This is a genomic window from Pseudomonas sp. dw_612, from assembly GCF_018449725.1.
In the GTDB taxonomy this organism is placed as follows: Bacteria; Pseudomonadota; Gammaproteobacteria; order Pseudomonadales; family Pseudomonadaceae; genus Aquipseudomonas.
The window spans coordinates 1-13,101 of the sequence record NZ_JAAVVC010000015.1 but is presented as its reverse complement, the minus strand read 5'-3'; the positions used below and the strand labels follow the sequence as shown (position 1 = coordinate 13,101).

The following is a 13,101-nucleotide window of genomic DNA, read 5'->3' as shown; positions in this document are numbered from 1 at the left end:
AACCATGATTTCACGCTGGACCACCGCAGTACTGGACACCGATCAACCCGGCGGCTGGGCCGTGGCACGCAGCCCTGAAGGCTTTCTGTTCGATGACAATGGCGCGCTGTTCCCCCGGGAATGGCTCAAGCGCCAGGACCTGTCGATCCTCGCCGAACACGGCATCGGCCACCTTGATGGCGAGCCCGTCTACCTGCTGGAGTTGCGCAGTCCCGGTGAAGTACCGGGCTGCAACTGGAAAGGCTTGCGGGCGTTCATGCTGGAGGGCGATCACACCGTCTACAAGGTGCTCGGTTACGCCGCGCAAATCGGCACCTGGTACCGCGAACACCGCTTTTGCGGCAACTGCGGGCAAGCGACGCATCAGGTTCCACGCGAGCGCGCAATGTACTGCGAGCCGTGTGATATCCGTTATTACCCACGGATTTCGCCGAGCATGATCGTGCTCGTCACCCGTGGCGACGAAGTGCTGCTGGCGCGTTCGCCGCGTTTTGTCGCCGGGGTCTACAGCACGTTGGCGGGGTTTGCCGAGCCGGGTGAATCGGCCGAGGATTGCCTGATCCGCGAGGTTCGCGAAGAGGTGCAGATCGAGGTCAAGAACATCCAGTACATGGGCAGCCAGTGCTGGCCTTTCCCGCACTCGATGATGCTCGGGTTTCATGCCGAATACGCGGGTGGCGAGATCGTCTGTCAGGAGGACGAAATCGAGGACGCCCAGTGGTTCAACATCCACGCAATGCCGCCGTTGCCAGCATCGCGCTCGATTGCCCGTTACCTGATCGACGTCTACCTGGCGCGGCGCTTAGGCCACGCTGAACCAGTGCTGCCAGGCTAGCCGCACGGTCAGGCCCAGCACCACGGTGATGAACACCGGGCGAATGAACTTGGCACCGCCGCTGATGGCGGTGCGCGCGCCGAAGAACGCGCCAACCATCACCGACACGCCCATGCTGAGGCCAATAATCCAGTCCACCTGCCCGGAAAACACGAACACCGACAGCGCCGCAATGTTGCTGACGAAGTTCATGCTGCGGGCCACGCCGCTGGCCTTCACCAGGTCGATGGGGTACATGAGCATGCTGCTGACGGTCCAGAACGCACCGGTGCCGGGGCCGGCTACGCCATCGTAGAAACCGAGGCTAAAGCCTTGGGTCGATTGCCACTTTTTCTTGATCGGTGCGTCGCTGTCCAGCGGCGCTTTCGGCGTGCCGCCAAACAATAGGTAGACGCCGCAGGCGAAGACGATCACCGGTAGCATCTTGTTCAGCCATTCGGCGGGCAGGTAATGCGCGACCACTGCGCCGGTCAAGGCGCCGACCAATGTGCCGACGATGGCGTGTACCCATTGCTTGGGGTGGAACAGCTTGCGGCGATAGAAGGTGAAACTGGCGGTGGCCGAGCCGAAGGTCGAACTCAGTTTGTTGGTGCCCAGCACCAGGTGCGGCGGCAGGCCGGCGGTCAGCAGCGCAGGAGTGGTGAGCAGGCCGCCACCGCCGGCAATGGCGTCGATGAAACCGGCAATGAAAGCGACAAAGGCCAGAATGGCCAGGGTGGTGAGGTCAACGCTGAGTTCGAAAGGCATGGAATCGGCTTATTCGGCGGGGCGCAGAAAGAGGCTGCGGGGAAGGCCGGTATCTTACCCATATCGAACCTTTGCGGCGACCCGTCTGGCAGGAGCTGCGTAGGAGCTGCGGAGTGCAACGAGGCTGCGATCTTTTGATGTTGTTTTTTAAGAGCAAGATCAAAAGATCGCAGCCTCGTTGCACTCGACAGCTCCTACAGGGATGGTGTGCAGCGGTTTTAGACTTTGCGCTGCGGCCCATTCCCGATCTGCCAAACAAACGGCGGCTCAGTCCCGTTAATCGCCCAATCCCCAATAATCCGCGCCTTGTAGATCACCGGATTGTGCGACGACACCGTCCGCGCATTACGCCAATGCCGATCCAGCGATTTACCCTGGCGAATATCCGAGGCCCCCAGTGCATTGAACAGTTCTGTGGTCGCGCGTTGAATCAGCTCGGTGACCACCACTTGCGCCTTGGCCGATTCGATTTCCGCCGCGACATTGGCCGCTTGTTCTAAAAGGTCATCGCCAAAGAACCGCGCCTCATAAGCCCGTTGCGCCGGTTGCGCCGCCTTCAACGCAGTGGCTTCGGCGGCATACACCAACGCCGCAATCTCACCGACCACCTGTTGCACCTGCGCATCCTGGCTGACATGCGGGGCATTGCCATGGCTGTAGATGCGTTTGCGTTCGCGGACCTGATGCGCCACGTCGCGCAAGGCTGAACGGCCGATGCCGGCCAGGGTCACCAGCAGCACCAGTTGATAGAACGCCGTCTGGTATTTGAAGCGGGTGGCGAAGTCGATGATGTTTTCGGCGTCGACTTCGGCATCGACAAACCGCGACGTACCGCTGCCAGTAGTGCGCTGGCCGAAACCGTCCCAGTCGTCGCTCTGCACAATGCCGGGCTGGCGGGTGCGCACGGCGGCGATCACGTCGCCGCCGGTGTCGCTGCGCTGGGCGTAGACGTCGATCCAGTCGGAAAAAATGCTCCCGGTGCTGTAGAACTTCTCGCCGTTGAGCCGCCATTGATCGCCGTGGGGCGAGACTTTGGTGATCACATCGCCGATGGTCACGCTGCCGATTTCGGTCCAGGCGCAACCGACGATGTCGCCGGCCACGAAGCGTTTGAACCAGACGTCCCGCGCCGGGCCGGGCGCCGCGTTGAGGCGGTCCTCGGCAAAGGCGAAGTGTCCGCGCAAGGCCTGGGGCACGTTGGAATCGGCTTCGGCCAGTTCGATCAGCAGTTCGAACAGTTGCGGCACCGAAGCACCGCCACCGCCGTACTCCACCGGAACGCGCACGGCGCCAAAACCGGCTTCCTTGAGCCACTGGATCGGCTCGTAGGGCAGGCTGCGGGACTGTTCGCGCTCAACGGCGCCGGCGGCGATGCGTTCAAAGATCGGCCGAAATCGCGACGCCAACGCTTCATAGTCAGTACCGGTGGAAAGAGGATTGATTACCTGGTGTTCGGTCATGGCGCAGTTCCTGGGATCGGCAGTTGAGACAGGGGGGATTGCACGGTCCATGCCGAAGCGCGCAGGCCATGTTTATAGGGTGTTGTGGGTTTTGGCGGGGGTTGAACTGTTGCTGCACCAACAGTGCAACAGCAAATTGCCCCTGACACCCCCGAATCCCTGTGGGAGCGGGCTTGCTCGCGAATGCGGTATGACATGCAACATCTTCGCTGGCTGATACACCGCATTCGCGAGCAAGCCCGCTCCCACAAGGATCTCGCCAGTCTTGAGACTGTCCTGTCACCAGCGCGATGGAGCACTGGCACGGTTGCTGCTCTTGTCCAAAGACTTCCCGAAAGTCCTGAGGACAAGCCAATGAGTCAGCAAGCCGTCAAATTTGCCTATTGGGTACCGAACGTCAGCGGTGGGCTGGTGGTCAGCAAGATCGAGCAGCGCACCCACTGGGGCATCGACTACAACCGCAAACTGGCGCAACTGGCCGAAGCGGCGGGGTTCGAATACGCCCTGACGCAGATTCGCTTCACCGCCGGGTACGGTGCCGAGTTCCAGCATGAATCCGTTGCCTTCAGCCACGCGCTGCTGGCGGCCACCACCACACTCAAAGTGATCGCCGCGATCCTGCCCGGCCCGTGGCAACCGGCGCTGGCGGCCAAACAACTGGCGACCATCGACCAACTCACCAATGGCCGGGTGGCGGTGAACATCGTCAGCGGCTGGTTCAAGGGTGAATTCCAGGCCATCGGCGAACACTGGCTGGAACACGACGAGCGCTATCGTCGTTCCGAAGAGTTTATTCGTTCGCTCAAGGGCATTTGGACTCAGGACAACTTCACGTTCCGTGGCGATTTCTACCGCTTCGACAATTACAGCCTCAAACCCAAACCACTGGGCCAACCGGAAGTCTTCCAGGGCGGCAGTTCCCGCGCGGCGCGGGACATGGCGGCGCGGGTCTCGGATTGGTACTTCACCAACGGCAACACCCCCGAAGGTATCAAGGCCCAGGTCGACGACATCCGGACCAAGGCTGCGGCGAACAATCACTCGGTGAAGGTCGGGGTGAACGCGTTTGTCATCGCTCGCGATACTGAAGAAGAAGCCCGCGCGGTGTTGGCGCAAATCATCGACCAGGCCGACCCGGAAGCAGTGAATGCGTTTGGCGATGCGGCGAAGCAGGCGGGCAGGGCGTCGCCAGAAGGTGAGGGTAACTGGGCCAAGTCGACGTTCGAGGATCTGGTGCAGTACAACGACGGCTTCAAAACCAACCTGATCGGCACGCCGCAGCAGATTGCCGAGCGCATTGTGGCGTTGAAAGTCGTGGGCGTGGATTTGGTGCTGGCGGGGTTCCTGCACTTCCAGGAAGAGGTGGAGTATTTCGGCAAGCGGGTGCTGCCGTTGGTGCGCGAGCTTGAGGCCAAAGCGCTGAGCAAGCAGGCTGCCGAAGTCGCCTAACCACCCCAAATCCTCTGTAGGAGCTGCCGAGTGAAGCGAGGCTGCGATCTTTTGATCTTGCCCTTAAAAAGCAACATCAAAAAATCGCAGCCTTCGGCAGCTCCTACAGGGGAAATCATTTCAAGTCGGGTAAGTTACAGGCCCAGGTCGGACAGGCCCGGATGATCATCCGGACGACGCCCCAGCGGCCAATGGAATTTACGCTCGCTTTCTTTGATCGGCATATCGTTGATGCAGGCAAAACGGTTGGCCATCAAGCCGTTCTCGTCAAACTCCCAGTTTTCGTTACCGTAGGAACGGAACCAGTTGCCCGAGTCGTCGTGCCATTCATAGGCGTAGCGCACGGCGATGCGGTTGCCGGTGAAGGCCCAGAGTTCCTTGATCAATCGGTAGTCCAGTTCCTTGGCCCATTTGCGGGTCAGGAAACCTTTGGCTTCTTCGCGGTTGTAGGCGAATTCGGCGCGGTTACGCCACTGGGTGTCCAGGGTGTAGGCCAGGGAGACGCGCTCCGGGTCGCGGGAGTTCCAGCCATCTTCGGCCAGGCGAACTTTTTCAATCGCCGATTCACGGGTGAACGGCGGCAATGGCGGACGAACTTCGGCGTTAGATGACATTTTAATGTCTCCTGATCAAAGTAAAGTTAAAACACAGTGTCGAGCTTGATTAAGCAGTTACAGGTCCAATAACTTTCGCGCCATGCATTGCGCATTATCGGCGGCGCTGTGATCACCCATCACAAGCGCTACGGTAATGGCCCCATCGATCAGGATCAGCAACTGTCTGGACAGTGCCTGCGGGTCGGTGGCGCCATGTTCGGTACAAAGCTCGCACACGTAGTCGAGCAATTTCTGTTTATGGTCTTTGGCGACCAGGCGAACCGGGTCTTGCGGGTCGCCGGTTTCACCGCTGGTGTTAATGAAAGCACAGCCGCGAAAGCCTTCGGAGTCAAACCAGGCCCGGAGCACGGTAAACAGGTTGAGCAGGCGCTCGGCCGGGGTCGGGGCGTTGTCGACTTCAGTGCGGTACCAGTTCATCCAGCGCACGTCGCGGCGTTGCAGGGCGGCGACGGTCAGTTCCTCCTTGTTGGCGAAGTAGCGGTAGATACTTTTCCGGGAGACGCCGGCGGTTTTCACCAGAAGATCCATGCCGGTGGCGGCAATGCCACTTTTGTAGATCAACTTTTCGGTGACGTCCAGAATGATGTTGCGTGTGTCGTTGCTGGTGAGTTCGTTCATGCGGCAAACAGTAGAACGATCGTTCTCCTTGGTCAACCGGTTTTTTAAAGTCAAAAGATCGCAGCCTTCGGCAGCTCCTACACCGATCTCTGTAGGAGCTGCCGAAGGCTGCGATCTTTTGCCCTCAACAAGACCCAAACCCATCCATGGTGTAAGCTCTCGGGTTCTTCGGATTCGACCTTTTTGCGAGCCTTATGCCGTCGCTTTTCAAACGCTCTCTGCTGCCTAAACTGCGCAGTTTTCCGCTGACCGCCGATGCCGTCACCATTCTGTCCGGCGCCGCCGAATACCGTCGTTGCCTGCTGGAAAAAATCGCCCAGGCGACCCAGCGCATCTACATCGTCGCGCTTTATTTGCAACACGACGAAGCCGGCCAGGAAATCCTCGATGCCTTGCACGCTGCCAAACTGGCGCGTCCGGAACTGGACGTGGTGGTGGTCGTCGACTGGTTGCGCGCCCAGCGTGGCTTGATCGGCGCAGGCAAGCAGCCGGGCAATTCGGCCTGGTATCAGGAAATGACCCGTACTCATGCCAGCGAAGTGCCGGTGTACGGCGTGCCGGTGCAGACCCGCGAGCTGTTCGGCGTGCTGCACCTGAAAGGTTTCGTGATCGATGATTGCGTGATCTACAGCGGCGCGAGCCTGAACAACGTGTACCTGCACAAATTCGACAAGTACCGCTACGACCGCTATCACCTGCTGCAGAACAGCGCGCTGGCCGATTCCATGCAGCACCTGATCCAGCACGGTTTGATCGCCTCTAAAGCGGTGCATCGCCTCGATCTGCCGAACCTGCCGACCACCCGCAGCCTGCGCAACGACATCGGCGACCTGCGCAGCCGTCTCAAGCACGCGACCTACGACACCACGGCTGGCAGCACGGCCAAGGGTGGTTTGTCGGTGAGTCCATTGCTCGGTGTGGGCAAGAACAACCCGCTGAGCCGGGTGATCTGCGAATTGATCGCCAGCGCCCAACATCAACTAACCATCTGCACGCCGTATTTCAACCTGCCGCTGCAAGTGACCCGGGAAATCAACCGGGCCCTGGCCCGTGGGGTGAAGATCGACATCATCGTCGGCGACAAGACCGCCAACGACTTCTACATCCCGCCGAACGAGCCGTTCAAGGTGATCGCCGCGCTGCCGTACCTCTACGAGATCAGCCTGCGCCGCTTCGCCAAGCGCCATCAGCAGAACATCGACAGCGGCCAGTTGAACCTGCACCTATGGCGTGACGGCGACAACACCTATCACCTCAAGGGCATGTGGATCGACGAGCGCTACACCTTGCTGACCGGCAACAACCTCAACCCACGGGCGTTCCGTCTCGATCTGGAAAACGCGTTGTTGATCGACGACCCGAAAAACGAGTTGCAGGTGCCGCGTCGCCAAGAGCTGGCGGAGATTTTCGAGAACACCGAACGCGTCACGCGTTACCTGGACCTGGAAACCCTGCCGGAATACCCGGGGGCGGTGGCCAAGTTTCTCAAGCGGGTAAGCAGGGTGCGGATTGAGCGGTTGCTGTATCGGATGTTGTAAAGCTTAAAAGCAAAAGATCGCAGCCTCCGGCAGCTCCTACATTGGGATGACGTACACCCCGTAGGAGCTGCCGAAGGCTGCGATCTTTTTACAAACGACGCCGAGGCTTAGTTCAGCCCCAACTTCCCGCGCAACGTCGACAAATCTTCCGCCAAGGTATTCACCGGGCCAACCAGCGCCTTACGATCCGCTTCTTTCACTTTGTCGTAAGTTTCGAAACCGCCATCCTTGGTTTTGTACTTGGCCAGGATCTTGTCCACGGTCGCAAAGTTCTTGTCGACCTTGGCGATGAAGGCTTTGTCCTGCTTCTCGATCTGCGGGTGGAACAGGTCGACGATTTTCTTCGCACCGTCGATGTTGCCCTGGAAGTCATAAAGGTCGGTGTGGCTGTAACGGTCTTCTTCACCGGAGATCTTGGTCGCCGCCACTTCTTCAAGCAGCGCAGCAGCACCGCCCACGACTTTCTCAGGCGGGAAGGTCAGGCCGGCGACGCGGGCTTGCAGGTCTTTGACGTCTTTGTTCAGACCATCAGCCAATTCGCCCAGACCCTGGGTGCTCTTTTCCGAGAACAGGGTGTATTCGATGCGGTGGAAACCGGTGAAGTCTTCGGCTTTCACGCCTTTTTCGTGGTCGTCGACACGGGAGTCGATGGACGCATCCAAGTCACTGAACAGCTCGGCAATCGGCTCGATCGACTCGTAGAAGACGCGGGTCGGTGCGTAGAGCTTTTGCGCGGTAGCCAGGTCGCCTTTTTTCACGGCGTCGGTGAACTTCTGGGTGTGCTCACCCAACTGGTCCAGTTGTTCGGTGACGTAGATCTTGTAGTCCGATACCGGTCCCACCAGATCCAGCGGCGCCGTTGCCGCGAAAGCCGAAAACGGGGTGTTGAGCAAGCCAAGGGTCAGCATTAAAGCGAGTGGTGACTTTTTCATGGGACGGTTCCGTGTTGGGGGTTGTTATGCGTTTGTTGTGGTGTGTGTAGCGTCGAGCAGCGAGCGACCGATGAAGTCTTTGTCGCCCGTAACACCCGGCAAGGTGAAGAAGTACCCGCCGCCCACCGGCTTGAGGTATTCCTCCAGCGGTTCGCCGTTGAGGCGGGTCTGGACGGTGATGAAGCCTTTTTCCAGGTCGGCCTGGTAGCAGATGAACAACAGGCCCATTTCGAGCTGGCCGTTCTTGTTCACGCCGTTGGAATAGTTGAACGGCCGACGCAGGATCAGGTTGGCCTGGGTTTGCGCAGTCCGCGGGTTGGCCAGGCGAATGTGCGCGTCGAGCTTGGTCAGTTTGCCTTCCGGGTCCTTGGCGTAGTCCGGGACCTGGGATTCGTGCTCGCCGCCCATCGGTGCGCCGCTGCTCTTGACCCGGCCGAGGATGCTTTCCTGTTCCTGCAACGGCGTGCGGTCCCAGCGTTCGACGAAATTGCGGATGATCCGCACCGCCTGGTAGCTGCCATTCGCGGCCCAGGTCGGCTCGTCGCTGCCCGGTTGCACCCAGACGATGCTGTCCATGGCCTTGGCGTCGTTGGAATCCGGGTTAGCCGAACCGTCGCGAAAACCCAAAAAGTTGCGCGCACTTTGCGCCGGCACACCGGATTTCGCCGGGGCTTGCGGCGGTACGCTACCTTCCTGTTTCCAGCGCACCAGCAGCAGGTCCGGCAGGTTTTTCACGATGTCGCGCAGGGCGTGGATGTTGGTGTCGGTGGTGTTGGAACAGAACTGCAGGCTCAAGTCGCCGTGGCAGCAATCGGCTTCCAGGGCATCGTTGGGGAAACCGACCATGCGGATCAGCCGCTTGGGTTTGGCGTTGGCCAGGCCGAAGCGCTCATCGAACAGCGACTCGCCCACCGACACGGTGATGGTCAGGTTGTCCGGCGTGACCACCGGGCCAAGAATCCCTGAATCCACGGGCGGCAATTTCGGATCAACCTGCGCCACGGCGCCGCCCTTCATCAGGAACGCGATACGCTCGTTGAGGGTGCGGAACAGTCGCTCCAGGTCATCGCGGTCGGCGGCCAATACATCAAACGACACCAACATGCCCGACGCCGGGCGCGGGGTCACAATGCCGGTCTGGTGCTTGCCATAAAAGGTATGGCGATCTTCGGTCTTTTCGCTGCTCGGCGCTTCGGTCACCTGGCTGGACGCGGCCATCGCCGGGCAGCTCAGGGCGGTGCCGGCCAACGCGACACCGGCGGCGCCCATGCCCATCAATACGCGGCGACGCTGGGCGGAAAACTGTTCTAAGTCTTTCATCTAAATGTCGTCTTCTACTTACAGGCCGGAAAGGCCAAGGGCTGGGTCGATTTCGTCGAGTACGCTGGCCAGGGTTTTGGCCTTGTCGGCGATCTGTTTGCGCTGCTCGGCACTGACCGTGTCGTAGCTGGCGTAGCCGTCCTTGACCTTGAATCCATTGAGTTCGGCGTCGAAAGCGCTGATGGCACTGTCGATTTTTGGCAGCAACTCGGCGGCAGACTTGCTCAGCAACGGCCGCAACAGATCGACAACCTTGCGCGCCGCGTCGAGGTTGGCGGCAAAGCCATTCAGGTCGGTGTGGCTGTAGCGTTCTTCTTCGCCGCTGCTGGCGCGAACCTCGGCGATGCTGTTGAGGTTGCGCACCACAATGCTCACCAACTGCTCCGGCGGCAGGGACTGGGCGAGCAATTGCTGTTTGAGCGTGGTGATGTCGATGATCAACTGCATGGCCACCGGCGTCAGGGCGTCGAGTTTGCGTTGCTGGAACAACGCGTATTCGAGGCGATGGAAACCGGTGAAGGCCGGATCCTGTTCACGTTTTTCGAAGTAATCGGCACGGGCGTTGACGGCGTTATCGAGCTCGGCCAGACGCTGGGCGGCCGGGGCGATCCGTTGATAAGCGGCGCGGGCCGGCACGTAAAGCGCCTGAGCCTGGGCCAGATCGCCGGCCTCAATGGCGTCCTTGAGCGCGGTCGTGGCTCTGATCAATGCGCTGCTCTGGCTGCTCAGGTACACCCGGAATTCCGACAGCGGACCGATGAACGCGACCATCGATGGCTGTGCCTTGGCCGCCGCGTCGGACGCAGCCGTCGGGGTCACGTGCAAGGTGCCGCGGGGGTTGCTCAGCAAACCGCAGGTGATCGCGTAGTCGCCGGGCGCGAGGTTGGCGTTGATCACCTGGCTCAGCCCGGGGGCGATGTTTTCCCGTTCTTCGAGCACCAGCACGCCGTCGAGGATTTCCCATTCAACGGCACGGTCGGAGCGGTTGACGATGCGGAAACTGGCGCGCCCGGCCGGGACCGTCAGCGCATTCGGTTCGCAACTTTTCGGGTGAATGTTCACCACCACTTCGTCATGGTTGGTCTGGCGCTTTGCAGCGGCCATTTTCGAGGCGTAGTAGAACAGGCCACCGGCCGCGATCATCACGATCACCGAACCGGCCACCGCCCAGCGCAACGCGCGGGGAGGTGAAGCCACGGGAGGAATAGGCGTTGACATGAAAGCCCTTACTGGCTGGAAACGGAAGAAGACTGCTTGACGGGCGCGGCGGCCGGGAGGAAGAACATCACCAGCGCCACCACCAGATAAATCAGATACGCGCCGAGGGTGCTGACGGTCGGCGCGTCCTGGTAGCCGAACATGCCGGCCAGCACCGCGCCCAACGGGCCATCCATCGGCAGTGTGGCGCTGAAGTCGAAGAGCACGGTTTGCAGGTGATTCCAGACGCCCGCTTCATGCAGGGCCTGCACCGAGTTGGAAAGGATGCCGGCGGCCACCACCAGGATGAACAAACCGGTCCAGCGGAAGAACGCGCCGAGGTTCAGGCGCATGCTGCCGGTGTAGATCAGGAAGCCGACGATGATCGCCAGGATCAGGCCGAGCAGGGCGCCAATCGGTGCCGCCGGGCCTTCGCTTTGCTGGAACACTGCCAGCAGAAAGAACACCGTTTCCAGTCCTTCCCGGGCCACGGCGAAAAACACCATGGCGATCAGCGCCGTGACCTGATGCTTGGAGCCGGCCAAGGCGTGATCGAGGGAAACATGCAGGGAATGCTTGATCGAACGCGCCACTTTGCGCATCCAGAACACCATCGAACTGAGAATGCCGACGGCAACCAAACCGACGATGCCTTCGAACAGTTCCTGTTGCTTCTGCGGGAACTCGGCGCTCATCAACTCCAGGCCACCACCGACCAACAGCGCCAGTGCAGCGGCGAGGAACACGCCAATCCATACGGCGGGCATCCACTGACCGCGACCGGTTTGTTTGAGGTAGCTGGCGATAATGCCGACGATCAACGCCGCTTCAATGCCTTCGCGCAGCATGATCAAAAAGGGAACAAGCATTCAGCACCGTGTCGAGTTAGTTAGGTTGCTAAGTTGTAACATAATGACACTCATTCTCACATGAGATCGATTGACTTTAGCTGAACCTGAGCTGAACGACCCAAAAGATCACTCCGTTCCCTGTAGGGGCAAGGCTTGCCCGCGAAAGCGGCGTGTCAGTCAGCAGAGATGTTGAATGTGCCGGCCTCTTCGCGAGCAAGCTTCGCTCCTACAGGTTTGCAGGATGACCACCAATTTGTGATCGACTACAAATCCATTGTAGGAGCGAGGCTTGCCCGCGAAGGCGGTGTGTCATTCAAATAGATGCTGCCTGACACGGCCCCTTCGCGAGCAAGCCCGCTCCCACAGGGGCTCTGCGCTGCGCTAATATGCCCGCCACTTGAACAAGAACAGGGCTCACCCCGCGCAATGTCGGAAAAAGACACCATCGCCATCCAACTGGTGCGTGAAGCGCTGTTGCAGAGCTGCGCGCCTGGCGCGCCCACCGAAGAGGCGTTGCACAAAGTCGGGATTGATCCGGCGTTGCTGGACGCTGTTGACGCCCGAGTCCCAGCCACTTCGTACGCACGACTGTGGCGTTTGCTGGCACGGCGTGGGGATGATGAGTTTTTCGGCATGGATCCGCGCCAGCTCAAATCTGGTAGCCTGGAATTCCTGTGCCGCTGCGCCATGGTCCAGCCCAATCTCGTCGCTGGCCTCACCTCGGGCCTGGCCTTTCTGTCATTGATGCTCGAACACTTGCCCGCGCAATTGGTGCGCCAGCAAAGCCTGGCGGAAATCGTCTTGCTCGAAGACGACCAGGAACCGCGCCGGGCCTTCACCTATTTCACGTATTGGATGATTGTCCACGGCGTCGCCTGTTGGCTGGCAGGGCGGCGGATTCCGATCCTGGCCATCGAGCTGCGCTGCCCGGCGCCAGACTTTTGCGATGACTATCAGGTGATGTTTTCCGAAAACCTGCGCTTCGACCGGCCGCGCACGCGGATGATTTTCGCCGCCGATTGCCTGGACCTGCCGATCAAGCGCAGTCCGGAAGAACTCAAGCGCTTCCTGGCCCATGCGCCGGCCAACATCCTGGTGAAATACCGCGACCCGGAAAGTCTGGCCAGTCGGATCAAGCACGATTTGCGGCAACTGCCCGCCGAGCAATGGCCGGAAACCGAGGCCCTGGCGCAGCAGCTGTGCATGTCGGCCTCGACCCTGCGCCGGCGCTTGGCTGAAGAGGGGCAGACCTGGCAGGGGTTGAAGGACAGCGTGCGCAAGGAATTGGCGATTGTCTGGCTGGCGGAACCGGCGATCAGCTTTGCCGAAATTGCCGCGCGGTTGGGGTTTGCCGATGCCAGTTCGTTCTATAAGGCGTTTCGCAAGTGGTCGGGGACCAATCCGGGGCATTATCGGAGTTTGATTCTGAACGAGGCGAGCTGATCCGAGGTTTGCATTGCCTTGGCTGACGCCATCGCGAGCAAGCTCGCTCCCACATTAGTTCTGTGGTGTGAACACTGTCTATGTCACACCAATA

12 protein-coding genes are annotated in these 13,101 nt (G+C 60.2%); 4 read left to right on the top strand and 8 right to left on the bottom strand.

What is annotated here, in order from left to right:
* Window positions 1–4 precede the first annotated feature (4 nt).
* Window positions 5–835, top strand: a complete 831-nt coding sequence (nudC, locus tag HB680_RS21375) for an NAD(+) diphosphatase (RefSeq protein WP_213940485.1) — start codon at window positions 5–7, stop codon at window positions 833–835.
* Here the strand turns inward: nudC and HB680_RS21370 are convergent.
* Both HB680_RS21370 and HB680_RS21365 read right to left on the bottom strand, forming a co-directional pair.
* Window positions 803–1,582, bottom strand: a complete 780-nt coding sequence (locus HB680_RS21370) for a TSUP family transporter (RefSeq protein WP_054045796.1) — start codon at window positions 1,580–1,582, stop codon at window positions 803–805. The two genes, nudC and HB680_RS21370, sit on opposite strands and share 33 nt — an antisense overlap.
* 218 nt (window positions 1,583–1,800) lie before the next feature.
* Window positions 1,801–3,042, bottom strand: a complete 1,242-nt coding sequence (locus HB680_RS21365; RefSeq protein WP_213940484.1) for an acyl-CoA dehydrogenase family protein — start codon at window positions 3,040–3,042, stop codon at window positions 1,801–1,803.
* A 354-nt stretch (window positions 3,043–3,396) separates the two neighbouring features.
* Here HB680_RS21365 and sfnG point away from each other — a divergent pair, with 354 nt between their 5' ends.
* A complete protein-coding gene (sfnG, locus tag HB680_RS21360; RefSeq protein WP_213940483.1) occupies window positions 3,397–4,491 on the top strand; it encodes a dimethylsulfone monooxygenase SfnG in 1,095 nt (364 codons plus the stop codon).
* A gap of 134 nt (window positions 4,492–4,625) precedes the next feature.
* Here the strand turns inward: sfnG and HB680_RS21355 are convergent, their stop codons facing one another.
* Window positions 4,626–5,105 (bottom strand): nuclear transport factor 2 family protein, encoded by a 480-nt coding sequence (locus tag HB680_RS21355; protein WP_213940482.1) that lies wholly within the window; start codon window positions 5,103–5,105, stop codon window positions 4,626–4,628.
* 57 nt (window positions 5,106–5,162) lie between these two features.
* Window positions 5,163–5,726: a TetR/AcrR family transcriptional regulator gene (locus HB680_RS21350; RefSeq protein WP_213940481.1), complete on the bottom strand. Its 564-nt coding sequence runs from the start codon at window positions 5,724–5,726 to the stop codon at window positions 5,163–5,165.
* A 194-nt stretch (window positions 5,727–5,920) separates the two neighbouring features.
* Between HB680_RS21350 and pssA the strand changes: the two genes are divergently transcribed.
* Window positions 5,921–7,264 (top strand): CDP-diacylglycerol--serine O-phosphatidyltransferase, encoded by a 1,344-nt coding sequence (gene pssA / locus HB680_RS21345; RefSeq protein WP_213940480.1) that lies wholly within the window; start codon window positions 5,921–5,923, stop codon window positions 7,262–7,264.
* A gap of 107 nt (window positions 7,265–7,371) precedes the next feature.
* Here pssA and efeO (HB680_RS21340) read toward each other — a convergent pair whose 3' ends face one another.
* Genes efeO (HB680_RS21340) through efeU form a run of 4 tightly spaced genes read right to left on the bottom strand, consistent with a single transcriptional unit; the run spans window position 7,372 to window position 11,582 of the window.
* Window positions 7,372–8,196 (bottom strand): iron uptake system protein EfeO, encoded by an 825-nt coding sequence (gene efeO, locus HB680_RS21340; RefSeq protein ID WP_213940478.1) that lies wholly within the window; start codon window positions 8,194–8,196, stop codon window positions 7,372–7,374.
* A 24-nt stretch (window positions 8,197–8,220) separates the two neighbouring features.
* Window positions 8,221–9,516 carry an iron uptake transporter deferrochelatase/peroxidase subunit gene (efeB, locus tag HB680_RS21335; RefSeq protein WP_213940477.1) on the bottom strand — a complete coding sequence of 432 codons (1,296 nt, stop codon included), beginning with the start codon at window positions 9,514–9,516 and terminating at the stop codon, window positions 8,221–8,223.
* Between the two features lie 18 nt (window positions 9,517–9,534).
* Window positions 9,535–10,734 (bottom strand): iron uptake system protein EfeO, encoded by a 1,200-nt coding sequence (efeO, locus tag HB680_RS21330; protein WP_213940476.1) that lies wholly within the window; start codon window positions 10,732–10,734, stop codon window positions 9,535–9,537.
* Window positions 10,735–10,742: 8 nt separating this feature from the next.
* Window positions 10,743–11,582: an iron uptake transporter permease EfeU gene (gene efeU, locus HB680_RS21325; protein WP_213940475.1), complete on the bottom strand. Its 840-nt coding sequence runs from the start codon at window positions 11,580–11,582 to the stop codon at window positions 10,743–10,745.
* A gap of 408 nt (window positions 11,583–11,990) precedes the next feature.
* Between efeU and HB680_RS21320 the strand changes: the two genes are divergently transcribed.
* Entirely contained in the window at window positions 11,991–13,007 is a 1,017-nt protein-coding gene (locus HB680_RS21320; RefSeq protein WP_213940473.1) for an AraC family transcriptional regulator, read from the top strand.
* Window positions 13,008–13,101 lie beyond the last annotated feature (94 nt).